At 70.0% G+C, this 24712-nt stretch carries 18 protein-coding genes; 3 read left to right on the top strand and 15 right to left on the bottom strand.

The annotated features are described in order from the left end of the window. Positions 1 to 34: 34 nt before the first annotated feature. From pyrC to BLQ61_RS16225, 5 genes are all read right to left on the bottom strand, one after another. On the bottom strand, positions 35 to 1105 hold the full coding sequence (gene pyrC, locus BLQ61_RS16245) for a dihydroorotase (RefSeq protein WP_091572736.1): 1071 nt from the start codon (positions 1103 to 1105) through the stop codon (positions 35 to 37). A 217-nt stretch (positions 1106 to 1322) separates the two neighbouring features. Beyond that, positions 1323 to 1649: a hypothetical protein gene (locus BLQ61_RS16240; RefSeq protein ID WP_091572733.1), complete on the bottom strand. Its 327-nt coding sequence runs from the start codon at positions 1647 to 1649 to the stop codon at positions 1323 to 1325. A 9-nt stretch (positions 1650 to 1658) separates the two neighbouring features. Then, on the bottom strand, positions 1659 to 7811 hold the full coding sequence (locus BLQ61_RS16235; RefSeq protein WP_091572785.1) for an excinuclease ABC subunit UvrA: 6153 nt from the start codon (positions 7809 to 7811) through the stop codon (positions 1659 to 1661). Positions 7812 to 7969: 158 nt separating this feature from the next. Beyond that, a complete protein-coding gene (locus tag BLQ61_RS16230; RefSeq protein ID WP_091572732.1) occupies positions 7970 to 8956 on the bottom strand; it encodes a porin in 987 nt (328 codons plus the stop codon). 264 nt (positions 8957 to 9220) lie between these two features. Next, a complete protein-coding gene (locus BLQ61_RS16225; protein WP_091572729.1) occupies positions 9221 to 10912 on the bottom strand; it encodes an MFS transporter in 1692 nt (563 codons plus the stop codon). Positions 10913 to 11205: 293 nt separating this feature from the next. Here BLQ61_RS16225 and BLQ61_RS16220 point away from each other — a divergent pair, with 293 nt between their 5' ends. Next, entirely contained in the window at positions 11206 to 11514 is a 309-nt protein-coding gene (locus tag BLQ61_RS16220) for a DUF485 domain-containing protein (protein ID WP_091572782.1), read from the top strand. Beyond that, on the top strand, positions 11511 to 13250 hold the full coding sequence (locus BLQ61_RS16215; protein ID WP_091572727.1) for a cation acetate symporter: 1740 nt from the start codon (positions 11511 to 11513) through the stop codon (positions 13248 to 13250). Before BLQ61_RS16220 ends, BLQ61_RS16215 begins: the two co-directional genes overlap by 4 nt. Positions 13251 to 13406: 156 nt before the next feature. Here BLQ61_RS16215 and BLQ61_RS16210 read toward each other — a convergent pair whose 3' ends face one another. The 5 genes from BLQ61_RS16210 to BLQ61_RS16190 are packed head-to-tail and all read right to left on the bottom strand — an operon-like array spanning position 13407 to position 17306. Continuing rightward, entirely contained in the window at positions 13407 to 14060 is a 654-nt protein-coding gene (locus BLQ61_RS16210; protein ID WP_091572724.1) for a 3'-5' exonuclease, read from the bottom strand. Next, positions 14057 to 15880, bottom strand: a complete 1824-nt coding sequence (locus BLQ61_RS16205) for a DUF294 nucleotidyltransferase-like domain-containing protein (protein ID WP_091572722.1) — start codon at positions 15878 to 15880, stop codon at positions 14057 to 14059. Before BLQ61_RS16205 ends, BLQ61_RS16210 begins: the two co-directional genes overlap by 4 nt. A gap of 24 nt (positions 15881 to 15904) precedes the next feature. After that, the gene (locus BLQ61_RS16200; RefSeq protein ID WP_091572719.1) at positions 15905 to 16558 is read right to left on the bottom strand and encodes a 2-hydroxychromene-2-carboxylate isomerase; all 654 of its coding nucleotides are present in this window, start codon (positions 16556 to 16558) and stop codon (positions 15905 to 15907) included. After that, positions 16555 to 16821, bottom strand: a complete 267-nt coding sequence (locus BLQ61_RS16195) for a DUF1289 domain-containing protein (RefSeq protein ID WP_091572716.1) — start codon at positions 16819 to 16821, stop codon at positions 16555 to 16557. The genes BLQ61_RS16200 and BLQ61_RS16195 overlap by 4 nt, the downstream gene beginning before the upstream one ends. Beyond that, positions 16821 to 17306, bottom strand: coding sequence for a YbaK/EbsC family protein (locus BLQ61_RS16190; protein WP_091572713.1), 486 nt, complete (start codon positions 17304 to 17306; stop codon positions 16821 to 16823). The genes BLQ61_RS16195 and BLQ61_RS16190 overlap by 1 nt, the downstream gene beginning before the upstream one ends. A gap of 84 nt (positions 17307 to 17390) precedes the next feature. Between BLQ61_RS16190 and BLQ61_RS16185 the strand changes: the two genes are divergently transcribed. Then, positions 17391 to 19211, top strand: coding sequence for a diguanylate cyclase (locus BLQ61_RS16185; RefSeq protein WP_091572711.1), 1821 nt, complete (start codon positions 17391 to 17393; stop codon positions 19209 to 19211). Between the two features lie 30 nt (positions 19212 to 19241). Here the strand turns inward: BLQ61_RS16185 and BLQ61_RS16180 are convergent, their stop codons facing one another. The 5 genes from BLQ61_RS16180 to BLQ61_RS16160 all read right to left on the bottom strand — a co-directional run bounded on the left by BLQ61_RS16180 (position 19242) and on the right by BLQ61_RS16160 (position 24629). Continuing rightward, positions 19242 to 19787, bottom strand: coding sequence for a DUF2946 family protein (locus BLQ61_RS16180; protein WP_091572708.1), 546 nt, complete (start codon positions 19785 to 19787; stop codon positions 19242 to 19244). A gap of 31 nt (positions 19788 to 19818) precedes the next feature. Beyond that, complete coding sequence (locus BLQ61_RS16175; protein WP_091572706.1) at positions 19819 to 20727, bottom strand: hydroxymethylglutaryl-CoA lyase; 909 nt, start codon at positions 20725 to 20727, stop codon at positions 19819 to 19821. Positions 20728 to 20768: 41 nt separating this feature from the next. After that, on the bottom strand, positions 20769 to 21713 hold the full coding sequence (locus tag BLQ61_RS16170) for a 2-hydroxyacid dehydrogenase (protein WP_091572703.1): 945 nt from the start codon (positions 21711 to 21713) through the stop codon (positions 20769 to 20771). Positions 21714 to 21863: 150 nt separating this feature from the next. After that, a complete protein-coding gene (locus BLQ61_RS16165; RefSeq protein ID WP_091572700.1) occupies positions 21864 to 23909 on the bottom strand; it encodes an acetyl-CoA carboxylase biotin carboxylase subunit in 2046 nt (681 codons plus the stop codon). After that, positions 23910 to 24629 carry a DUF4126 domain-containing protein gene (locus tag BLQ61_RS16160; protein WP_091572698.1) on the bottom strand — a complete coding sequence of 240 codons (720 nt, stop codon included), beginning with the start codon at positions 24627 to 24629 and terminating at the stop codon, positions 23910 to 23912. It lies immediately after the preceding gene. Positions 24630 to 24712 lie beyond the last annotated feature (83 nt).

Genomic DNA, 24712 nt, shown 5'->3' with positions numbered 1-24712 from the left:
GGGAGCTTCCTGTGCGGGGTGGGAGAAAAAAGGGTCAGGCGGCCACGGCCTCGGGCTGCACCACACGCCAGGCCAGGGTGTCGCCGGCGCGCAGCGGTTTGACGGCGCCTTCGCCAAACGGGTAGCTCTCGGGCACGCTCCAGGCTTCGCGGCGCAGAGTCAGCGTGCCGCGGTTGCGCGGCAGGCCGTAGAAGTCGGCACCGTGCAGGCTGGCAAAGCCTTCCAGCCGGTCCAGCGCACCGGCCGCGTCGAAGGCCTCGGCGTACAGCTCGATGGCGGCGTGCGCGGTGTAGCAGCCGGCACAGCCGCTGGCGTGCTCCTTCAGGTGCGCCGGGTGCGGCGCGCTGTCGGTGCCCAGGAAGAACTTCGGGCTGCCGCTGGTGGCCGCCTGCACCAGCGCCTGGCGGTGCGTCTCGCGCTTGAGCACCGGCAGGCAGTAGTAGTGCGGCCGGATGCCGCCGGTGAACATGGCGTTGCGGTTGTACAGCAGGTGGTGCGCGGTGATGGTGGCGGCGACGTGCGCGTCGCTCTCGGCCACGTACTGCGCCGCTTCGCGGGTGGTGATGTGCTCGAAGACGATCTTCAGAGCGGGGAAGTCGCGGCGCAGCGGGATCAGCTGCTGCTCGATGAACGCCGCCTCGCGGTCGAACAGGTCGATGTCGGGGCTGGTGACCTCGCCGTGCACCAGCAGCAGCATGCCGGCCTGCTGCATGGCCTCGAGCACCGGATAAATCTTGCGCAGGTCGGTCACGCCGGCGTCGCTGTTGGTGGTGGCCCCGGCCGGGTACAGCTTGGCGGCGACGATGCCGGCGGCGCGCGCGCGGGCGATCTCCTGCGGCGGCAGGTTGTCCGTCAGGTACAGCGTCATCAACGGCTCGAACTGCATGCCGGCGGGCACGGCGGCCAGGATGCGCTGCTTGTACGCCAGCGCCTGCTCGGTCGTGGTCACCGGTGGGCGCAGGTTGGGCATGATGACCGCGCGGGCGAACTGCGCGGCGGTGTGCGGCACCACGCTGGCCAGCGGCGCGCCGTCGCGCACGTGCAGGTGCCAGTCGTCGGGGCGGGTGAGGGTCAGGGTGGGCGTAGGGGCGGCGGTGGTCGTCATGGGCGGCGATTGTCCCACCGGCACCCAAGAAAAAGCCCCGGCTGCGGTGAGGCGGCCGGGGCAAACCCCGTGAAAGGGGCGAGGGGTAACCCATACGAGAGACAGGGCGGATCATAGGAACCAGCCCAGCCAGCGCGGCGTGGGCGGCGGGCTGACCGCGCTGTAGGAGAGCAGGCCGCGGGCTGCGTCCCGGCGCTGCGGATGACGCGGGCGCCGGTCAGTCGTCGTCCCCCGTCGTCGGCAGAGCCTGCAGGTCGGCGTCGCAGCCGTAGCCCGCCGCGATCCAGCGCCGCGCCAGCGCCCGGCGCAGGGCACCCCAGGCGCCGGGCGGCGCCTCGGTGATGGCACTGCAGCGATACAGGCGCGCGGCGGCGTCCCAGCGCAGCGCCGCGCAAGGGCCATGGCGCCGGCGCGACAGCAGCATGCCCAGCGGGCAGGGTTCGGCCAGGCAGCACAGGCCGCAGCCGTTGCACGGCGCGCCCGGCGCAGGTTTGGCGGGCGCATCGGGCTGCAGCCAGACGGTGCGCGCGCGGCTGCCGGCCATGGCGGCCCGTCAGCGCGCCAGCACCGGCGCCAGCGCCACGCCGGTGTGCGTGCCCAGGCGCACCACGCCCTCGGGCGTGTCGGCGGCGACGATGCGCCCGCCGCCGGCGCCGCCCTCCGGCCCCAGGTCGATGACCCAGTCGGCCTCGGCGATCACGTCCAGGTCGTGCTCGATGACGACCACGCTGTGGCCGGCGTTCACCAGCCGGTGCAGCACCGCGATCAGCTTGTCCACGTCGGCCATGTGCAGGCCGACGGTGGGCTCGTCCAGCACGTACAGCGTGTGCGGCGCCTTTTGCCCGCGCCGGCCGACCTCGTCGCGCACCTTGGTCAGCTCCGTCACCAGCTTGATGCGCTGCGCCTCGCCGCCCGAGAGAGTGGGCGAGGGCTGGCCCAGCGTCAGGTAGCCCAGGCCCACGTCCTTGAGCAGCTGCAGCGGATGCGCGATGGACGGCATGCTGGCGAAGAATTCCACCGCCTCGTCCACTTCCATCTGCAGCACGTCGCCGATGTTCTTGCCGCGCCAGGTGACGGCCAGCGTCTCGGGGTTGAAGCGTGCGCCGTGGCAGACCTCGCACGGCACCTTCACGTCGGGCAGGAAGGCCATCTCGATGGTGCGCACGCCCTGCCCTTCGCAGGCTGGGCAGCGGCCGGCGCCGGTGTTGAAGGAAAAGCGCCCCGGCCCGTAGCCGCGCGCCCGGGCCTCCAGCGTCTCGGCGAAGAGCTTGCGGATGGTGTCCCAGAAGCCGATGTAGGTCGCCGGGCAGCTGCGCGGCGTCTTGCCGATGGGCGTCTGGTCGACCTCCAGCACGCGGTCGAGGGTCTCGAAGCCCGACAGGCCGGTGCAGCCCACCAGCGCCGGGGCGCGGCCGGCGTCCATGGCCTCGCGCCCGGCCTTCGTCTGGCGCTGGCCGACCCAGGCGGCCACGTTGGCCAGCAGCACGTCGCGCGCCAGCGTGGACTTGCCCGAGCCGGAGACGCCGGTGATCGCCACCAGGCGCTGCAGCGGCACGCGCGCGGTGACATCGTGCAGGTTGTGCAGGAAGGCCCCGTGCACGGTGAGCCATGGCGGCGCGGCTGTTTTCACTCCCTCTCCTTCTGGGAGAGGGCCGGGGTGAGGGCTGTTCGCCCGCCCGACACCGCTGGCCATTTCCGCAGCCGGCTTCTTGGCTGATTTGGAGCGTTTTTGGCCTTTTGTCGTGATATTCATTGGGCCTGCAGCTATCGATTGCATAGCATGCTGACCCTCACCCCCATCCTCTCCCAGAGGGAGAGGGAGCAAGACCGGCCGGCGCGGCTGCATTGGGTGGCGCATGGCGTGCAGCAAATAGCGGCCGGTCTGCGACTCCGGCGCCGCCTCCAGGTCCGCCACACGGCCCTGCGCCACCAGCCGCCCGCCGCGCTTGCCGGCGCTGGGGCCGATGTCGATCAGGTGGTCGGCGCGGCGAATGGTGTCCTCGTCGTGCTCGACCACGACCAGCGTGTTGCCCTTGTCGTTCAGCTGCTGCAGGGCGTTCAGCAAAATGCCGTTGTCACGCGCGTGCAGGCCGATGGTGGGTTCGTCCAGCACATAGCACACGCCCTGCAGGTTGCTGCCGAGCTGCGCCGCCAGGCGGATGCGCTGTGCCTCGCCGCCCGACAGCGTGGGCGCGCCACGGTCCAGCGTCAGGTAGGGCAGGCCGACTTCCTCCAGAAAGTCCAGGCGGCTTTTGATCTCGGGCACCAGGTCGCGGGCGATCTCCGCCTCGCGCCCGGACAGCTGCAGCCCCTCGACCCAGGCGCGCACCTCGCGCACCGACAGCCGCGCCACGCTGGTGATCGGCGTGCCGGCGAACAGCACCGCGCGCGCCACCGGGTTCAGGCGCGTGCCCGCGCAGGCCGGGCAGGCGTGCTCGGCCAGGTCCTCGACCTCGGGCTCGGCGAAGGTCTGCTCGCGCCCCTGCGAGCGGTCCATGGGCAGCGAGTCGTCCAGCACCTCGCGCTGCGCGCGCGTCAGCTGCACGCCGGTGCCCACGCAGTCCGGACACCAGCCGTGCTTGCTGTTGTAGGAAAACAGCCGCGGGTCCAGCTCGGCGTAGCTGGTGGCGCAGACCGGGCAGGCGCGCTTGGTGGAAAACACATGGACGTGGCCGATGCCGGCCGTGGGCAGGCCGCCGTGCAGCGCGGCCTCCAGGCCTTCGATGCCGCTGATCACGTGCAGCACGCCCTTGCCCAGCTCCAGCGCCTTGGCCAGGTGCGTGCGCAGGTCGTCCTCGTGCTCGGGCGCCATGCGCAGGCTGGCCACGGGCAGTTCCAGCGTGTGCTCCTTGAAGCGGTCCAGGCGCGGGAAGCCGGTGGTCGGCAGGAACTCGCCATCGACGCGCAGGTGCGTGTAGCCGCGCGGGCGCGCCCAGTCGGCCAGCTCGGTGTACAGGCCCTTGCGGTTGACCACCAGCGGCGCCATCAGCCCGATGCACTGGCCGCGAAAGCGCGTCATGAGCTGCGCGGCGATGGATTCCGCCGTCTGTGGCTGCACCGCCGCGCCGTCGTGGATGCAGTGCTGCACGCCCAGCTTGACGTACAGCAGGCGCAGGTAGTGCCAGACCTCGGTGGTCGTGCCCACGGTGCTCTTGCGACCACCGCGCGACAGGCGCTGCTCGATGGCCACCGTGGGCGGGATGCCGTAGACCGCGTCCACCTCCGGCCGCCCGGCCGGCTGCACGATGGAGCGGGCATAGGCGTTGAGCGACTCCAGGTAGCGGCGCTGGCCCTCGTTGAACAGGATGTCGAACGCCAGCGTGGACTTGCCCGAGCCGGACACTCCCGTGATGACGTTGAACCGACCGCGCGGAATGGCCACGTCCAGGCCCTTGAGGTTGTGCTCGCGGGCGTTCACGATTTCGATGGCGCCCTGCCCGGTCTTTGCCCCCTCTCCCTCCGGGAGAGGGCTGGGGTGAGGGTCGGCCAATACCGACGCGCCTTCTTCTCGCCCCCTCACCCCGGCCCTCTCCCGCACGCGGGAGAGGGGGTGGGAGGCAGCGGCGCTGTCGTGCACAGCGTGCCCGCCCTCGCCCAGCGCCTGCTCGTAGTCGCGCAGCGCCGCCGCCGTATGCGAGGTCGGGTGCAGGCGCAGTTCCTCGGGCGGGCCCTCGGCGACCAGCGTGCCGCCCGCGTCGCCGCCTTCCGGCCCCAGGTCGATCAGCCAGTCCGAGGCGCGGATCACGTCCAGGTTGTGCTCGATCAGCGCCAGCGAGTGGCCGGCGTCCAGCAGCTTGCGCAGCGCGCGCATCAGCTTGGCGATATCGTCGAAGTGCAGGCCAGTGGTCGGCTCGTCGAACAGAAACAGCGTGCCCTTCTTCGACAGCGCCTGGCGCGACTTGGACGCGCTGCGCGCCGCCTCGGCCAGGAAGCCAGCGAGCTTCAGGCGCTGCGCCTCGCCGCCGGACAGCGTGGGCACGGGCTGGCCCAGGCGCACGTACTCCAGGCCCACGTCGACGATGGGCTGCAGCGCGCGGATCACGTCGCGGTCTTGGGCAAACAGCGCCGCGGCCTCGCTCACGGTGAGCTCCAGCACGTCGGCGACGCTCAAAAGGCGCCCGCCGCGCTCGATGCGCACCTCCAGGATCTCCGGCCGGTAGCGCCGGCCGTCGCAGTCCGGGCAGCGCAGGTACACGTCCGACAGGAACTGCATCTCCACGTGCTCGAAGCCCGAGCCGCCGCAGGTCGGGCAGCGTCCGTCACCCGAGTTGAAGCTGAATTTTGACGCCGTGTAGCCGCGCTCGCGCGCCAGCGGCGCGGCGGCGAAGATCTCGCGGATGGCGTCCCACGCGCCGACGTAGCTCACCGGGTTGGAGCGCGCCGTCTTGCCGATGGGCGACTGGTCGACGAACACCACGTCGGCCAGCAGGTCGGCGCCCAGCAGCCGGTCGTGCGCGCCCGGCGCTTCCGTGGCGCGGCCGAAGTGGCGCAGCAGCGCCGGTGCCAGCACGTCCTGGACCAGCGTGGACTTGCCCGAGCCCGACACGCCGGTCACGGTGACCAGGCGCTGCAGCGGGATGTCCACCGTGAGATTCTTCAGGTTGTGTGCGCGCGCGCCCTCCAGGATCAGGCGCGGCGTGCTCTCGGTGACGCGGCGCTTGACGCCGCCGCCCACGTGCCGGCGCCCGCCCAGGTACTGGCCGGTGAGTGTGTCGGCACGGCGCAGCGCCTCGACGCTGCCGTCGAACACGATGCGTCCGCCCTGCTCGCCCGGGCCAGGGCCGAAGTCCAGCACCCGGTCGGCGGCCAGCATGACGGCCGGGTCGTGCTCGACCACCACCAGCGTGTTGCCCGCGTCGCGCAGGCGCAGCATGGCCTCGGTGATGCGGTGCATGTCGCGCGGGTGCAGGCCGATGCTGGGTTCGTCCAGCACGAACAGGGTGTTGACCAGCGAGGTGCCGAGCGCCGTGGTCAGGTTGATGCGCTGCACCTCGCCGCCGGACAGGGTGCGGCTCTGGCGGTCCAGGCTGAGGTAGCCCAGGCCGGCGTCGGTCAGGTAGCGCAGGCGGGTGCGCACTTCCTCCAGGATCAGGTGCAGGGCCTGGGCGTCGGCGCCCTCTGCCGGGCTTCCTCCCTCTCCCCCCGTGAGAGGGCCGGGGTGAGGGCCGGCCGGCATGGCAGCCTCGGCGGTCGATCCAGCCTCAGCTGGCCCCCACCCCTGCCCTCCCCCCGGGGGGGAGGGAGAAAGAGGCGCCGGCCCCTGCGTTTCAGGCGAAGCAGCAAGCGCAGCCGCCTCCTGCTCCACCAATGCGAAGAAGCGCCGCAGCCGCTCGATCGGCAGCAGCATCAGATCGTGCAGGCACAGCCCCGGCAGGGCTTGGAGCTGCGCGCGCGTCCACGCCACGCCCTGCGGCAGAAAGCGCTGCTCGGGTGCCAAGACGGCATCGGCCGCGGCCCGGCTGCCCACGCGCCACAGTAGGCTCTCGGTCTTCAGACGCGCGCCGGCGCAGGTCGGGCATTGCGTGTAGCTGCGGTACTTGGACAGCAGCACCCGGATGTGCATCTTGTAGGCCTTGCTCTCCAGGTACTCGAAAAAGCGCCGCACGCCGTACCACTGGCGGTTCCACTGCCCGGGCCGAAAGCCCGGCGTGCCCTCGATGACCCAGTGCTTTTGCTCGTCGGTCAGCTTGTACCAGGGCGTGTCGCGCGGGATGCCGGCGGCCTCGGCGTAGCGCATCAGGTCGTCCTGGTTCTCCTTCCACGCCGGGGTCTGCATCGTCTTGATGGCGCCGGCGCGCAGCGTCAGGCGTTCGTCCGGCACGACCAGCCCCCAGTCCACGCCGATCACCCGGCCGAAACCCCGGCAGGTCTCGCACGCGCCGGCGGGCGAGTTGAAGCTGAACATCGACGGAATGGGCTCGGCATAGCGCAGGTCGCTCTCGGGGCAGTGCAGGCCGGTGGAGAACTTCCAGACCTGTTCCTCAGCGCCCTCCTCGGCCGCCAGCGCGTGCACCGCCAGGCGCCCGCTGCCGCGGTGCAGCGCGGATTCGATGGCTTCCAGCACGCGCGCGCGCTCGGCGCCGGCAATGCGAAAGCGGTCGGCCACCACGTCCAGCAGCTTCACGGGACCGGCAGGCGTGGCCGCCTCGCGCTCGGCGTGCACGCGCGTGTAGCCGCTGGCCGACAGCCACTGCTGCACCTCGTCGGCGCTGGTGTTGGCCGGCAGCTCGACAGCGAAGGTGACCACCAGGCGCGGGTCGCCCGCGGCGGCGGCGCGCGCCAGCAGCTCGGCGTAGATGCTGTCGGGCGTGTCGTGCCGCACGGGCCGGGCCGTCTCGCGGTCAAACAGCTGGCCGGCGCGGGCAAACAGGAGCTTCAGGTGGTCGTTCAGCTCAGTCATCGTGCCTACCGTGGAGCGCGAACTGCGCACCGGGTTGGTCTGGTCGATGGCAATCGCTGGCGGCACGCCCTCGACCTTGTCCACGGCCGGCTTGTCCATGCGGTCCAGGAACTGGCGCGCGTAGGCGCTGAAGGTCTCGACGTAGCGGCGCTGCCCTTCCGCGTAGAGCGTGTCGAACACCAGGCTGGACTTGCCCGAGCCGCTGGGGCCGGTGACCACCGTGAGCTCACCCGTACGGATGTCGACGTCGAGGTTTTTGAGGTTGTGCTGGCGGGCGCCGTGGATGCGGATGAGGCCGTGGGTCATGGAGGCAGTTATGGGGGCGAAGAGCGCCAATTCCAGCAGAACCTCGCGGTCTGCGCCCATCCATGGCCAAAATCCCTAGGCAAAAAAAAGCCCCATACCTGCGTATGGGGCCTGGCCAGGCCGCGCGGGCGCGGCCTTGGAAGTTCTTGCGAACGCGATCAGAAGTTGTGGCGCACGCCCAGGGCGATGGAGCGGAAGTCCACGCCCTGCAGGCCAGTGGCGTAGTCGGCGCCCGACTTGTTGTCCACCTTGGTGTAGAAGGCGTAGACCTTGGTGCGCTTGCTCAGGTTGTAGTTGTAGCCCAGGGTGTACTGGGTAGCGGCGCTGTTGGCGACGTTTTCCCATTTGCTGGCGCGGCCCACGTTCAGGTGGAACTCGGATGCGCCCAGGGTGTACATGCCGGCCAGGCGATAGTTGTTGCGCGTGCCCAGGATGTCTTCGTCATTACGCTGGTAGTAGCCGCCCACCACGAACTGACCCATGGTGAACAGGGCACGCAGGCCCAGCTGCTTGTTGTCGTCCACCTGGCTGTAGCCAGCGCCCAGGTTCAGCGCGCCGACGTTGTAGTTGGCGGCCAGGTCGTAGCCATTCTTGCGGTTGCCTTCCTTCTCGTGCAGGTTCACCGACGCGTCCAGGGTGAAGCCGCCGAAGCTGGGAGTGCGGTAGCCGATCTTGTTCTTGGTGCTCAGGCCACCGAACCACACCGGGTCGTAGTAGAAGGCGTCGGAGGACGTGCCCGTGTCATGGTTGTGCATGCTCACGTAGTCGGCCGTCGCATAGTACGACTCGGGCGTGAAGTTGCCCAGGCGCACCATGCCGAAGCCACCCGACAGGTTGACTTCGCTCTGACGGGCGAAGGACAGGCCGTTGGTCTTGTGCGTCCAGCCCGAAGCCGTGCCGTCGTCGGAGTTGAAGCCGCTTTCCAGCTGGAAGCCGGCCTTCAGGCCGCCGCCCAGGTCTTCCACGCCCTTGAAGCCAAAGCGCGAGGAGTTGTTCTGCATCACGGTGCGGCTGTCGCCACCGGTCTTCTGGTGCTCGACGCTGGTGTTCACGCGGCCATACAGCGTGACGCTGCTCTGGGCGAAGACGGCCGAGGTACCCAGCAGGGCGACAGCGGCGAGCAACACGCGGTTTGCTTTTTGCATGTGGAATCCTTGATTGATTGTGTTCATCAGATGGGGCAGGTGCTGCGATGGCTTCTGTCTGCCTGCTAATCACGCTGGACATCCAGGGAGGCAATTTTAGGTGGTAGACCGCTGACATGGCCCGGTGGAGGCGTCCTACGCGGGCGGCCTGATGTTTTGCTACCACAACTGCAGCGCCCCCTGCCAGAAAAGGACGAAGCCCCCCGCGGAGGCCTTCGTGCCCAGCCGACAAGCCAGGCGCATCAGACGGGCAAGCGTGCCCGCTCAGGTATCGGCGTAGATGTCCACGTCCTTGGTCTCGGGCAGGAACAGCGTGCCGATCACCGCCGTCATGCCGGCGATGACGATGGGATACCATAGGCCGCTGTACATGTTGCCGGCCGAGGCCACCAGGGCGAATGAGGTGGTCGGCAGCAGGCCGCCGAACCAGCCGTTGCCGATGTGGTAGGGCAGGCTCATCGAGGTGTAGCGGATGCGCGTCGGGAACAGCTCCACCAGCATGGCGGCGATGGGGCCGTAGACCATGGTCACCAGGATGACCAGGTAGCTCAGGATGACCAGCATCATCAGCTTGTCCATCTTCGCCGGGTCGGCCTTGGTCGGGTAGCCGGCCAGCTGCAAATCCTCGGCCATTTCCTTCTTGAAGGCGGCGATGGCAGCGGTGCTATCGGCGTCGAACTTGTGGTTGGCGACATTGCCGATGGGTGCGGTGACGGTCTTGTCGCCGATCTTGACCACGGCGGGCGAGCCGGCGGGGCCTGCCACGTTGTCATAGCTCACGGAGTTCTGCACCAGGTAGCGCTTGGCGATGTCGCACGAGCTCTTGAAGTCGATGTCACGCGCCACCGGGTTGCCCTGGAACGAGCAGGTCGCCGGGTCGGCCGTGACCACTACGCCGGCGGTGGCCTGCGCCTGCGCCAGGTCCGGGTTGGCGGCCCCCGTCAGGGCCTTGAAGACCGGGAAGTAGGTCAGCACGGCCAGCACGCAGCCCAGCATGATGATGGGTTTGCGGCCGATCCGGTCAGACAGCGTGCCGAAGATCACGAAGAACGGCGTGCCGATCAGGAGTGCCGCGGCGATCATCAGGTTGGCGGTGACGGCGTCCACCTTCAGCTGCTGCGTCAGGAAGAACAGCGCGTAGAACTGGCCCGTGTACCAGACCACCGCCTGGCCGGCCGTCAGGCCCAGCAGCGCCAGGATCACGATCTTCAGGTTTTTCCACTGCCCGAACGACTCGGCCAGTGGCGCCTTGGAGGTCTTGCCCTCGGCCTTCATCTTCTGGAAGGCGGGCGACTCGGACAGTGACAGGCGGATCCACACCGACACCGCCAGCAGCAGGATCGACACCAGGAACGGAATGCGCCAGCCCCAGTCGTTGAACACCGCCTCGCCCATCAGCGTGCGCGTGCCCAGGATGACCAACAGCGACAGGAACAGGCCCAGCGTGGCGGTGGTCTGGATCCAGGAGGTGTAGGCGCCGCGCCGGCCGTTGGGCGCATGCTCGGCCACGTAGGTGGCGGCACCGCCGTACTCGCCGCCCAGCGCCAGGCCCTGCAGCATGCGCAGCGCGATCAAAATGACCGGCGCGGCGATGCCGATAGAGGCATACGACGGCAGGATGCCGACGATGAACGTCGAGACGCCCATGATCAGGATGGTCACCAAAAAGGTGTACTTGCGTCCGATCATGTCGCCCAGGCGGCCGAAGACCAGCGCGCCGAACGGCCGCACCAGGAAGCCCGCGGCGAACGCCAGCAGCGCGAAGATGAAGGCCGCGCCGGCGTCCAGGCCGCTGAAGAACTGCTTGGCGATGATGGCCGCCAGCGAGCCGTAGAGATAGAAGTCGTACCACTCGAACACGGTGCCGAGCGACGAGGCGAAGATGACCTTCTTTTCTTCCGGCGACATCGGCCGGGGAACGGCCCGCGAAGCCAGCGGGAGGGTGGTGGTAGCCATGGGAAGTTGTCTCCTGTCGTTGTGAATCCGCCGGTCCTGTGGGGCCGGACGAGAATCACTATCAAACGGACCACTTACGCTTTTCTTACGCTTTGCCAAGCGAAAAATCGCCCGCTCACGGGGCTGAAACGACAATCTTGGTGACAACCCTAGGGCGTTGATTTCCTTGGGAAAGTCGCGCGCAAAACGCACTGGCGACTTTGAGCGTAAGCAGGCGGTCAGACGCGCTTCGCAGAATGGCTCTCCCTGTGCAGGACCTGCCGCTGGTCCTGCCGAATTACAAGGAGACAGACATGACCGATCCCGTCGTGGAAAAGATTCAGCGACATCCCAAGTACCAGGAGTTGCGCGCCCGCCGCAACCCCCTGGCCGCCACGCTCACCATCCTGATGCTGGTCGTCTACTACGGCTACATCTCGCTCATCGCCTTCGACAAGGAATTCCTGGCCCAGCCCATCGGCAGCGGCGTCACCTCGCTGGGCATTCCCATCGGCATGGGCGTCATCGTCTTCACCATCGCCATCACCGTGTACTACGTGCGCGTGGCCAACAACCGCTTCGACGCCCTGACCGAGCAGATCCTGAAAGACGTGACGAAATGAGCCGCAGCACGCAGACTCCCATCGCCGCTCTGGCGGCCCTGGCCGGCCTGACGGCCGTTTCGCAGGCGCACGCCGCCGGCGCCGACATGGGCCAGGTGGCCCAGCAGGCCACCAACTGGACGGCCATCATCATGTTCGCGGTGTTCGTCGCCGCGACGCTGTGGATCACCAAGTGGGCCGCATCCAAGACCCGCTCTGCGGCCGACTTCTACACCGCCGGCGGCGGTATCACCGGCTTTCAGAACGGCCTGGCGATCGCCGGCGACTACATGTCGGCGGCGTCCTTCCTCGGCATCTCGGCGGCCGTCATGGCCTCGGGCTACGACGGGCTGATCTACTCCATCGGCTTCCTGGTGGGCTGGCCCATCATCACCTTCCTGATGGCCGACCGGCTGCGCAACCTGGGCAAGTTCACCTTCGCCGACGTGGCCGGCTACCGCTTCGCGCAGGCGCCCATCCGGATGTTCGCCGCCTCGGGCACGCTGATCGTGGTGGCCTTCTACCTGATCGCGCAGATGGTCGGCGCCGGCCAGCTGATCAAGCTGCTGTTCGGCCTGGAGTACTGGGTCGCCGTGGTCATCGTCGGCGCGCTGATGATGGTCTACGTGCTGTTCGGCGGCATGACCGCCACCACCTGGGTGCAGATCATCAAGGCCGTGCTGCTGCTGTGCGGCGTGACCTTCATGGCGTTCATGGTGCTGGCCAACTACGGCTTCAGCCCCGAGGCGCTGTTCGCCAAGGGCGTCGAGGTGCGCACGCAGATCGCCGCCAACGCCGGCAAAACCCCTGAAGAGGCCGCGAAGGCAGGCCTGTCCATCATGGGCCCGGGCGGTTTCATCAAGGACCCGATCTCGGCGATCAGCTTCGGCATGGCGCTGATGTTCGGCACCGCCGGCCTGCCGCACATCCTGATGCGCTTCTTCACCGTGCCCAACGCCAAGGAGGCGCGCAAGTCGGTGGGCTGGGCCACGGTGTGGATCGGCTACTTCTACATCCTGATCTTCATCATCGGCTTCGGCGCCATCACCATGGTGCTCACCAACCCCGACATGGCTGACACGGTGAAGGGCGTCATCAAGGGCGGCGCCGGCACGGCCAACATGGCCGCGGTGCTGGTGGCCAAGGCCGTCGGTGGCAACATCTTCTACGGCTTCATCTCGGCCGTGGCCTTCGCCACCATCCTGGCGGTGGTCGCCGGCCTGACGCTGTCGGGGGCCTCCGCCGTGTCGCACGATCTGTACTCCACCGTCATCAAGAAGGGCAAGGCCGACAGCGCCAGCGAACTCAAGGTCTCGCGCATCACCACCGTGGCGCTGGGCGTGATTGCCGTGCTGCTGGGCATCGCCTTCGAGCGCCAAAACATCGCCTTCATGGTATCGCTGGCGTTTGCCATCGCCGCCTCGGCCAACTTCCCGGTGCTGATCCTGTCCATCCTGTGGAAGAACTGCACCACGCGCGGCGCGGTGACCGGCGGCTTCATGGGCCTGATCTCGTCGGTCGGCCTGACGGTGGTCTCGCCCTCGGTGTGGGAAGCCACGCTGGGCAATCCGGCCGGCTCGGCGCTGTTCCCCTACACCTCGCCGGCGCTGTTCTCGATGGCCATCGGCTTCATCGGCGTGTGGCTGTTCTCCATCACTGACAACAGCGCGCGCGCCGCCAAGGACCGCGCCGCTTTCCCGGCGCAGCAGGTGCGCTCGGAGACCGGCCTGGGCGCATCCGGCGCCTCTGGCCACTGACCGCTTCTCGACGAGAGAGACCCAGGGAGAAGCAAGGGGCCGGCACAGGCCCCGAAAGGCCGGACCTTCGGGTCCGGCTTTTTTTTGCCTGGCGCGCCATGGGCAGGCAGGGAATGCGGAAGCCGCCAGCCCGCCTCGCGCCTGTCCGGTGGCCGCTCAGGGCCGCCCGAGCAGCCGGCGCAGCTTGATGAACGCCAGCGCCGCCATCACCGCGTCGTTCAGCGCGTCGTGCGCGTCGCGCTGCGGCAGGCCCAGCGCCTGCATCATCCGGTCGAAGCGCAGATCGATGTCGGGCGCCTGCTGTGCGTGCGGCGGCAGGCGGCGAAAACAATAGTCGTAGTACAGCGCCGAGACCTCGATGCGCGGCTGCGGCAGGCCCATGCCCAGCCGCGGCCAGACGGCGCGGTTGATCATCGCCAGATCGAATTCCAGGTAGTAGCCCACCAGCGGCCGGCTGCCGATGAAGCGCATCAGCTGCTGCAGCGCCTCGTCCACCGGCAGGCCGTCCTGCAGGTCGCGCCCGCGCAGGCGGTGGATGCGCACGCTCTCGCCCGGCACGGCGCGCGTGGGGCGCACCAGCAGCTCCAGCCGCTGACTGGTCAGGATGCGCTCGCCGACGATGCGCACCGCGCCGATGGAGACGATCTCGTCGTTGCGCGGGTCCAGCCCGGTGGTCTCGCAGTCCAGCGCCACCCACTCGTTCGGCGGCGGCGGGTCGAACATGAAGGCGAACGCCGGGTCGCCCAGGTGGTACATCAGCCACCAGCGGCGCAGGCGCTGCCAGGGCGAATCCGGCAGCCGCCGCGTCACGCCACGTCCAGGTGCAGGCGCTGGTGCAGCAGCGCCTTGAAGCGCTTGACCACCGCCAGCGTGTCCTTGAGCAGGTCGCGCTCCAGCGACGTCAGGCGCGCCGGGTCTACCTCGCCGGTCACCGGGCGCTGCAGCTGCTGCTGGTGCAGCCCGGCCTGCAGGCGCAGCTGCATCAGCAGATGCAGGCTCTGCAGCAGCTCCTGCGCCAGCGCCGCGTCCAGCATGCCATCGGCCGTCAGCGCGGCGATGCGCTCGGCGGTGCCGGTGGCGGCCACGCCGCGCGCCAGCGCCAGGCTGCGCACGCCATGCACGATGGGGAAGATGCCGGCTTTTTTCAGGTTCACCGGCGCCGCCGCGCCCAGGCCCAGCAGCCGCTCCCACCACTGCGCCGGCCCTCCGAAGGCGTCGATGGCGCGGGCAAAGCGCGCCATCAGCGCGTCGCCGCCCGCGGCCAGCGCGTCCATGCGCCGGCGCACGCCGGCCAGCAGCCGCGCGTCGCCGGCCACGGCGTGCGCGTCCAGGAAGATCGCCAGGTGCATCAGCGCCTCGCCCTCGGGGCGCAGCAGCCAGCCCTGCACGCGCGCGCTCCACTCGGTCTCGCTGCCGCGCCAGGCCGGGTTGCGCAGCATGATGCCGCCCGGGCACTCCGGGTAGCCGAAGCGCGCCAGCACTTCGGAAAAGCGCTCGCAGATCGTCTGCAGGTCGGCCGGCGGCGCATAGCCGTCGCGCAGCAGCAGGCCGTTGTCCTGGTCGGTTTTCAGCAGCTGCTCGCCGCGCCCCTCGCTGCCCATGACGAACAGGCAGCTGTTGGCCAGCAGATCGGCCGGCGCGAGCATCGCCCAGGCGCGCTCGAACAGGCGCGCATTCAGCTGCTGCACCAACTGCGCCATCAGCGCGATACGCATGCCGCCGCGCTGCAGCGTGGCCAGCAGCTCGGTGATCTGCCCGGCCGCCTGCGCCAGCGCGTCCACGTCCTGCGCCTGCTCGATCTGCAGCGCCACCAGGTGCGAGCGGTTGGCGACGAAGCCGAACAGGTCCAGCGCCCGCAGCAGGCCCAGCACCGCGCCCTGCCCGTCCAGCACCACCAGCCGGTGCACGCGCGCGCGCAGCAGCAGCGCCATGGCGTCGCCGATGGTGGCATCGGCGCGCACGGTGACCACCGGATGGCTGGCGAAGGCGCCCACCGGCAGCTGGTCCAGGGGCCGCCCGTCCAGGATCGCCAGCTGCAGCGAGTTGGCGGTGAAGATGCCCAGGCCGTCCGCCGCGCCCGCCAGGCCGGTGACCAGCACGCTGGTGGTGCGCTGCTGCTGGAACAGCCGCGCCACGCTGACGATGTCGGTGCCCGCATCCACCCAGTGCGCCGGGCGCAGCCAGGCCTGGTCGACGCGCGCCAGCAGCAGCGCCTGGCCCTCGTGCGCCTCGGCGCGCTGCGCCAGGGTGGCGAGCTTGTGCCCCAGGTCGGCGAACAGCAGCGCGCCGAAGGTGGCGTTGCGCGCGATCAGCTCCTGCACCGTGGCGCGCGCCAGCTGGTAGGCCACCAGTTCCTCGGCCACCACGAAGCGGCTGCTGCTGCGCCCAGCCACCAGCGCGCGGCCGTCGAAGGTGTCGTCCGGGCCGTAGCTGGCCAGCAGCTCCTCGCCGTCGTGCTGGGTGACGTGGCCCTTGATGATGACGAACAGGTGCTCGGGCGCCTGGCCCACCTCCAGCACCGCCGCACCCTCGGGGTAGTAGGCGATGTCGACACCGGCGCGCACCAGTGCCTGCTCCTCGGCGGTCAGGCAGTCGAAGGGCGAGGCGGCAAAGTTGAAGGCGTTGGGCATGGGGCAGGCTCTGGCCCCGCCGATTCAACCACCCAGGCCTTGCGGCACGCTTGCGGCCGCTGCCCACTGCGGGCCGTCGAACCAGGCGTCGCCCTGCAGACAGGCGCGCAGCATGGGCAGACCGTCCAGCCCCCAGAACAGCCGCCCGTCCACCTCGAAAGCCGGCACGCCGAACACGCCGCGCGCCGCGGCCGCGTCGGTGTTGGCGCGCAGCAGATCCTTGGCGCGCGCCAGCGCCGTGTCCGGCTCGCCCTGCACCTGCAGCGCCAGCACCCCGGCCAGCGCGTCCAGGCGCGCGGGATCGAGCGCGTCGTGCCCGCCCAGCCAGACGTGGCGCAGCACCGTGCCGGCGACGAAACGGTTGATGCTGCCGTCCCGGCTGCACATCAGCGCCTGGCGCAGCAGCGGCAGCGGCGGAAACGGGTGGCGCGCCGGCAGGTCCAGCCCGCACCCCAGGCTGTGGCCCAGCCAGGCGGCGTGGCGATAGGTCCAGTCGCGCTTCGGGGCGATGCCGGCCGGGCCGGGATTGTTGTGCTGCTGCAGCAACGCGCCCAGCAGCACCGGCCGGTAGCTGGCGTGCCAGCTCAGGCCCTCCAGCGCCTGCGGTAGCTGCTCGAAGGCCAGCCAGGCGTAGGGCGAGACGAAGTCCAGATAGAACGTGATGTGCCTGGCGGTCATGGCGCGCTCAGCTCCTCGGGCAGGGGCACGCCGGCGCGTACCAGCAGCCGCGCCCAGATGGCGCGGCGCTCGGCGTCGTCCGCGCGCGACCAGGCGCGGATTTCGTCGATGGTGCGAAAGCAGCCTTCGCAGTGGCTGCGGTCGGGCGTCATGCGGCAGACCGACACGCAGGGCGAAGGCACCGGACCAGCGGAATTTGCGTCAAATTGGCCTTCAGCCCTTGTTTTATCCAGGCGTTCAGCTATCAAATCAATAGTATTCATCAAGACTCACCCAGCACCACGTCCGCCACCGGCGCGCCGGTCAGGCGCACCAGGTCCTGCGGCCGCAATGCGAACACGCCGTGCGGGTGGCCAGCCGCCGCCCACACCAGCTCGAAACGAAAAAGCTCGGCGTCGATCAGCGTCACCGGCGCGCGCGCATGCGCCAGCGGCGCCACGCCGCCGATGGAAAAACCCGTCGCCTGCTTGACGAAGGCCGCGTCCGCACGGCCGATGGCGCCGACCTGCGCCGCCACCTTGGCCTCGTCCACGCGCCGGTCGCCCGAGGCGATGACCAGCACCGCCGCAGCGTCGCTTTCACGCCGGAAGATGATGCTCTTGGCGATCTGTCCCACCGCCACGCCCAGGGCGTCGGCCGCCTGCTGCGCGGTGCGCGCGGCGCCATCGAGCAGGCGCGGCGCGTGCGGGTGGCCGGCCGCGGCCAGCGCGGCGGCGACGCGCTGCACGCCCTCGGGCAGCCCGGTCATGGACAGCCCCTTGCGCCGGCAGAGCGCCGTGCGGCGTAACCGGCGGCACGCATTACAGTGGCGCACTGTCCTTGCGCGCGTTGCATGAAATCTCTCATCCTTGGTGTGTTGCTCTGGCTGGCGCTGGCGCCAGCGGGGCTGGCCACGTCCCTGGCCCCCTTGGTGCTGACCGAACAGACCCGGGAGGTGTCCCTGAACGGCACACCGCACCTGGCCTGGCTGGAGCACGATGGTAGCGACCTGACGCTGCAGCAGGTGAGTGAACCGGCGCAGGCTGCGCATTTCGTCGCCGCGCCAGCGGTACTGCCGCGCAGCGCCAGGCTGCGGCCGCAATGGTTCAGGCTGCAGTTCCAACAGGCTGCCGCAGCCGGCGACTGGGTGCTGGCCACGCAGAGCACGGCCCTGCAGGAGGTGCAGTTCCACGGCCCGTTCGACGCCACCGGCCGGGTTCTGGCCCCGCCCGTGCATACCGGGCTGAGCCTGCCCTATACCAGCCGGCCGCTGGGCAGCGAGCGCTACCTGATGCGCCTGCAGCCCGGCCAGGCAGGCAGCTACACGGTGTATGTGCGCCTGCTGGGCGGCGCCACGCCGGCGCTGGGGCTGTCCCTGTGGGACACCGCGCACTACCTGCAGTGGCGCCAGCACAAGCGGCTGTTCGACGGCATCTGCTACGGCATCCTGCTGGCGCTGCTGGCCTACAACCTGGCGCTGGCGCTCAGCTTGCGTGATGCCAGCTATGGCTTCTACGTGGGGCAGTGCGCCTGTGCGCTGCTGACGCTGGGCAGCTTCAACGGCCATGCGGCGCACTACCTGTGGGGCGATTGGCCCTGGTGGCAGGAACGCGCCAACGTGGTGCTGCCGGGCCTGTGGCTGCTGTCCGGCGCCCTGTTCACGCGCAGCTTTCTGAACACCCGCCGGCTGCACCGCCTGGACCTGCTGCTGCAGTTCTGGGGTGTGGTGGCCCTGGGTGCGGCGCTGCTGGGCCTGGCGGGCCAGCTGGTGGCGGCGCAGTCGCTCAACGAATTCATCGCCAGTGCCGGTATGCTGACGGCGCTGGCAGCGGCGCTGGTGCTGCTGCGCCAGGGCGCGCGCGAAGCGGCCTGGTACCTGACCGGCCAGGGCGGGCTGCTGCTGGCGGCGTTGGGCACGGTGCTGGTCAACTGGAAGGTGCTGCAGGCGCCTTTCATCCTGGCCAACGGCCTGCAGCTGGCGATTGCCCTGGAAATGGTGATCTTCGCCGTTGCCCTGAGCACCCGCATCAGCCACCTGCAGACCAGCCAGATCGCGCTGCGCCTGCGCGCCGACCTGCTGGCCGAGGCGGCTGCCACCGATCCGCTGACCGGGCTGGCCAACCGCACCGGGCTGGCGCACGGCGCGGCGCCGCTGCTGGTGCCCGGTGCGCGAGCGGCCCTGCTGCTGATCGATCTGGACGGGTTCAAGCCCATCAACGACACCCACGGCCACGACGCCGGCGACGCCGTGCTGCGCGCGGTGGCCGCACGCCTGCGCGATGACGCGCGCGGCGGCGATGTCGTGGCGCGGATCGGTGGGGACGAGTTCGTGCTGTTGCTCGCGCACGCGCCGGACCACGCAGCCCTGGAACATCTGGCGCAGCGCCTGCACCAGGCCCTGTGCGAGCCGGTCTGGTTCCAGGGCCAGGGCCTGCAGGTGGGCGCCAGCATCGGTATCGCCTGCGGGCTGGACGGGGATCACCGCCTAGAGACCCTGTTGCGGCAGGCCGACCAGGCCATGTACCACGCCAAGCACACCCGGAGCGGCCACGCCTTTCATCCTGCCGCGCAAGACGACCCGCACGGCACGGGCTCCGGGGACTGCATGCACGGCATGACGGGCCGGCCCGGCTTGGCGGGCCGCAGGGGAGGCTGGCCTGGAGCGTTGGACTGACAGGCGCGCGCAGCGCGCGCCTTCGCACCTTCAGGGCTGTGCCGCCGCCTGCCGCGCGCCCTGCGCCGGGCTGCGCACGTAGCCAAAGCGCTGCTCCAGCGTGCGGGAGAGCACCTCCACCGGCGTCCAGCGCCCGGCCTCGACCTGCGCGGCGGCGCGCTCCATGTCCAGGCTGTGCACCAGGCCCAGGCCCAGGTCGCACGCCAGCAGCAGCCGGCCGTGCTCGTCCAGCAGGCATTCGCGCACCGCGCCCGCCTGCTGGACGGCGCTGGTCTGGACGCTGCCGTCGCCCTGCACGCGCCAGACGAAGGGCGCGACCTCCAGCTCGACGAACACGCGCTGCGGGCCGTTCTGGAAGAACCACTGCCCCCGCGCGTCAACGGCGTAGTTGCGCGCGATGAAGGCCAGCAGCGCCTCGTGGCGGATCTCGTCACCCCTGGATTGCGGGAACGGGCCGCGTGCCTGCGCCGCGTCGTCGCGCAGGAACCAGCGCCCGCGCGCATCCAGCCCCAGCCAGCCGACGCAGTGCGGCACGTTCGGCCACTTGGCCATGGCCTGGCGCACGATCTCATCCATGGGGCGACCTCTGGTTGGTGCTTGCCCGCGCTCAGCCGGCGTGTCGGTTCAAAAGCGCGGTGGCGACACGCGACTGGGTCTTGCGGCCCAGGAAGTCGCTGATGAAGACGCCAGCATCGACCAGCGCGTCCAGGTCGATGCCGGTGTCGATGCCCATGCCGTGCAGCAGATAGACCACGTCCTCGGTGGCCACGTTGCCGGTCGCGCCCTTGGCGTACGGGCAGCCCCCTAAGCCGGCGACGGACGACTGGAAGTTGGCCACGCCCAGCTGCAGCGCCGCCAGGGTGTTGGACAGCGCCTGGCCGTAGGTGTCGTGGAAGTGGCCGGAGACATCTTCCAGCGCGTAGTGCCGCAGGGTCGCCTCGATGGCGCGCTGCACCTTGAGCGGCGTGCCGACGCCGATGGTGTCGGCCACGTCCACGCGCTGCACGCCGATGCCGCGCATCAGCCCGGCCAGGTACGCCACCCGCTCCGGCGCGATCTCGCCCTCGTAGGGGCAGCCCACCGTGCAGCTCATCGCGCCGCGCACCGCCACGCCAGCAGCCAGCGCCGCCTCGACCACCGGCGCGAAGCGCTCGATGCTCTCGGCGATCGAGCAGTTGATGTTCTTCTGGCTGAACGCCTCGCTGGCGGCGCCGAAGACCACGATCTCGTCGGGCGCATCCTGCACGGCCGCCTCCCAGCCCTTCAGGTTGGGCGTCAGCACCGAGTAGCGCACGCCGGGCTGGCGCGCGATGCCCTGCATGACCGCGTGGTTGTCGGCCATCTGCGGCACCCACTTCGGGCTGACGTAGCTGGTCACCTCGATCTCGCGCAGGCCCGCGGCCTGCAGGCGCTGCACCAGCTCGATCTTGACCTGTGCCGGCACGGGCTGCTTCTCGTTTTGCAGCCCGTCGCGCGGGCCGACATCGATGAGGTTCACGCGGGTGGGGTACGGCATGTACGGGGCTCCGGCAAAAGGCAGTTGGGGGAAGGAACGTGTCAGTAGCCGCGCGCCGGATCGACCACGCCGCTGACCGGCTCGCCGCGCACGAAGCGCGCCAGCTTGTCGGCGATCTGGGTGATGCTCACGTCTTCGAGCGTCAGCGCCGAGATGTGCGGCGTGACGTGGATGCGCGGGTGGCGCCAGAACGGGTGCTCGGGCGGCAGCGGCTCGGTGCGGAACACGTCCAGCGTCGCGCCGGCGAGATGACCGCTGTCCAGCAGCGCCAGCAGGTCGTCGTCCACCACATGCCCGCCGCGCGCCACGTTGATCAGGTAGCCACCCGGCTGCAGGCGGCCCAGGGTGCCCCGGTTCAAGAGGTTCTCGGTCTCGGGCGTGAGGGGCAGCAGGTTGACCAGCACCCGGGTAGCGCCCAGGAACTCCTGCAGGCCCTGCGCGCCGCTGTACGTCCGCACGCCCTCGATGCTGCGCGGCGAGCGGCTCCAGCCGTGCACGGGAAAGCCGAAGCGCGCCACCTCGCGCGCCACGTGCGCGCCCAGCACGCCCAGGCCCATCACGCCTACCGGGCAGTCTTGGTGCAGGCGCGGCACCCGGTCGGCCCAGACGCCGGCGCGCGCGCTGGCCTCGAAAGCGTCGAACTCGCGGAAGTGGCGCAGCAGGGTGTGCAGCACGTATTCGCTCATCTGCGCGGCCATGCCGGCGTCTTCCAGTCGGATGATGGGCAGGCCGGGCGGCAGCGTGAGCGGCAGCAGCGCATCGACGCCGGCGCCGGCGTTGAACAGCGCCTTCAGGCGCGGCTGCGCGTTCAGGAAGCGCTGCGGCGGCTTCCAGACCACGGCATAGTCGGCCGGCTCGCCGTCGTGGCCGGCGGGCGGTGTGCCGTCGTCCGGCCACACCTCGATGCGCGCCTGCGGCAGCGCGGCGGTCAGCCCCGCCAGCCATGGGCCGGGGGCGGTATCGGAACAGCAAAAGGCGATCTTCATGGGCGTGAGGATAGCCAGCTGCGCCGGCCGAGTGCATTCAGGATGAAAAATGGCCCTGGCCGTTGATTTTCAATGGCGGGTTGCTATCAAAAAATCTGAAACTGGCGGCTTCTTGCCCGTACCCCAGAAGAGGCACGAGCAGAACCCGGCTCACGCCGGCTCCAGCCGCAGCAGCTCGGCGCCTTCCGCCACTTGGTCACCAGGCGCGTACAGCAGCTCGGCCACGGTGCCGTCGGCAGGCGCGGCGATGGTGTGCTCCATCTTCATGGCCTCCATCACCGCCAGCGACTGGCCCTGCTTCACGGCGTCGCCCGCCTGCACGGCGAACGACACCACCTTGCCCGGCATGGGCGCCGTCAGGCGTCCGCCCTCGCCCGTCGCCTCGCCGGCATGCGCCAGCGGGTCGGCCAGCACGATGCGCGTGGCGCCCTGTGGGGTGAAGACCTCCAGCGCCTCGGCGTGGGCGTACACCGTGGCGCGCGCGCGTTGGCCGGCGAAATGCAGGTCCAGGCGCGTGCCCTGCGCCGCGTCGGCGCCTGCCAGCGTGAACGTCAGCTCGCCCTCGGCCACCGGGTTGCCGCCCTGCTCGACCGCCAGCCGGTGGGGGGCGCCGCGCTGGCCGTAGGTCAGCCAGGCCAGCGCCGGCTGGCCGTGGAATTCGAAGTCGAAGCGGCGGCGGTGCGCCAGCAGCGCGCGCCAGCCGTCGCGCTGGCCGAACGGGTCGCCCGCGGGCGCCTGCGCCTGCTCGCGCGCCAGCACCGTGGCAACGGCGGCGGCGGCGGCCAGCGGCAGCCCGACCGGCTCTTGGTCGAACAACAGCGCCGCCTCGCGCGGGATCAGCGCCGTGTCCAGCTTTGCTTCGCGGAACGCCGGGCTGCGCACCACGTGGCGCAGGAACTGCACGTTGGTCGCCAGCCCCACGATGTGCGTCTGCGCCAGCGCCTCGTCCAGCCGCACCAGCGCCTGCGCGCGCGTGTCGCCGTGCACGATCAGCTTGGCGATCATGCTGTCGTAGAACGGGCTAATGGCGTCGCCGCGCCGCACGCTGTCGTCGATGCGCACCGTATCCACGCTGAATGCGGCGTGCGCCGGCTTGGCGTAGACCTGCAGCGTGCCGGTGGCGGGCAGGAACTGGTTGTCGGGGTTCTCGGCGCAGATGCGTGCCTCGATGGCGTGGCCGTGGATCTGCAGCTCGTCCTGGCGCTTCGGCAGAGGCTGCCCCGCCGCCACGCGCAATTGCCACTCCACCAGGTCTTCGCCGGTGATCGCCTCGGTCACGGGGTGCTCGACCTGCAGCCGGGTGTTCATCTCCATGAAATAGAACCGCATTGCTTCTGGCGCGTCATAGCCGCCTGGCTGCTCGACGATGAACTCCACCGTGCCGGCGCCGACGTAGCCCACGGCCTGTGCCGCTGCCACCGCCGCCTCGCCCATCTGCTGGCGCAGCTGCGGCGTCATGCCGGGCGCGGGGGATTCCTCCAGCACCTTTTGGTGGCGGCGCTGCACCGAGCAGTCGCGCTCGAACAGGTAGACCACGTGGCCCTGGGTATCGCCGAATACCTGGATCTCGATGTGGCGTGGGCGCTGCACGTATTTCTCGACCAGCACGGCGTCGTTGCCGAAGCTGTTGATCGCCTCGCGCTTGCAGGAATCGAGCGCGGCGGCGAAGTCCTCGCCTTTTTCCACCAGCCGCATGCCCTTGCCGCCGCCGCCGGCGCTGGCCTTGATCAGCACCGGGTAGCCGATGCGGTCGGCCTCGCGCTGCAGCAGATGCGGGTCCTGGTCCTCACCCTGATAACCCGGCACCAGCGGCACGCCGGCTTTTTCCATCAGGCGCTTGGACTCGGCCTTCAGGCCCATGGCGGCGATGGCCGACGCCGGCGGGCCGATGAAGACCAGGCCGGCGTCTTCGCAGGCGCGCGCGAAGTCCTCGTTTTCGGACAGAAAGCCATAGCCGGGGTGGATGGCCTGCGCGCCCGTGTCCCGGGCAGCCTGCAGGATGCGTTCCCAGCGCAGGTAGCTGTCCTTGGGCGCGCTGCCGCCGATGTGCACGGCCTCGTCGCAGGCGGCCACGTGCTTGGCCTGTGCGTCGGCGTCGGAATACACGGCGACGGTCTGCACGCCCATGCGGCGCGCGGTGGCGGCGACGCGGCAGGCGATCTCACCTCTATTGGCAATCAGGATTTTTTGGAACATTCAGGCCACCTTGGCAGAACCGGACAACAGGGATGACACGCGCCGCAGCACGGCGCGCAGGAACTTGAAAAGCACGACCAGCAGCAGCACCGACACCACCAGCATCACCAGCAGCGCGACGCCGAACAGCACCGGGTGCTGCGTCGCCAGCCAGACCACGGCGACGACCAGGCCGTCCTCGAAGAACGACAGCCCCCAGTTGGAAAACGGCTCGGGCGAGGTGTTGACCGCCGCGCGCGTGGTCATCTTGGTGGCCAGCGCCGTGGCCGACAGCGAGCCGCCCAGCAGACCGGCGACCACCGCCATGGTGGCGCTGTCGGCGCCGAACACGCCCGCGGCCAGCAGCGCGCCAGCGGGTACGCGGATGAAGGCGTGCAGCGCGTCCCAGGCGCTGTCCAGCCACGGGATCTTGTCGGCGAAGAATTCGACCAGCAGCATGCCGCCGCTGGCTGCCAGCACCGCCGGGTGCATCAGAACTGACAGCCCGGCCGGCAGCGCCAGCCAGCCGGCCGCGCCCATCACTCCTACCAGAAACACCACCGCATACAGCCGAAAGCCGCTGGCCCAGCCCAGCGCCGCTGCCAGCGCCAGCAGGCCGGTCATGTCCAGCTGCTGCGTGGCACGCGACGCGCCCTCGGCCACGCTGCGCGCGGTGCCGGCGTCGATGTGCAGGCCCACACTGTGGAGCCACTGCACGAAGGTGAGCCAGAGCTGGTCCATGGGCGCTCCTCAGCGGCGGCGACCGGCTCCGTCTCCCCCGTGGGGGAGAGGGTGGGGGTGAGAGGGCGGGGCCTGGCGCACAG

The organism is Oryzisolibacter propanilivorax, assembly GCF_900103645.1.
GTDB classification, from domain to species: Bacteria; Pseudomonadota; Gammaproteobacteria; order Burkholderiales; family Burkholderiaceae_C; genus Melaminivora; species Melaminivora propanilivorax.
This window is presented reverse-complemented; position numbering and strand designations above follow the sequence as displayed.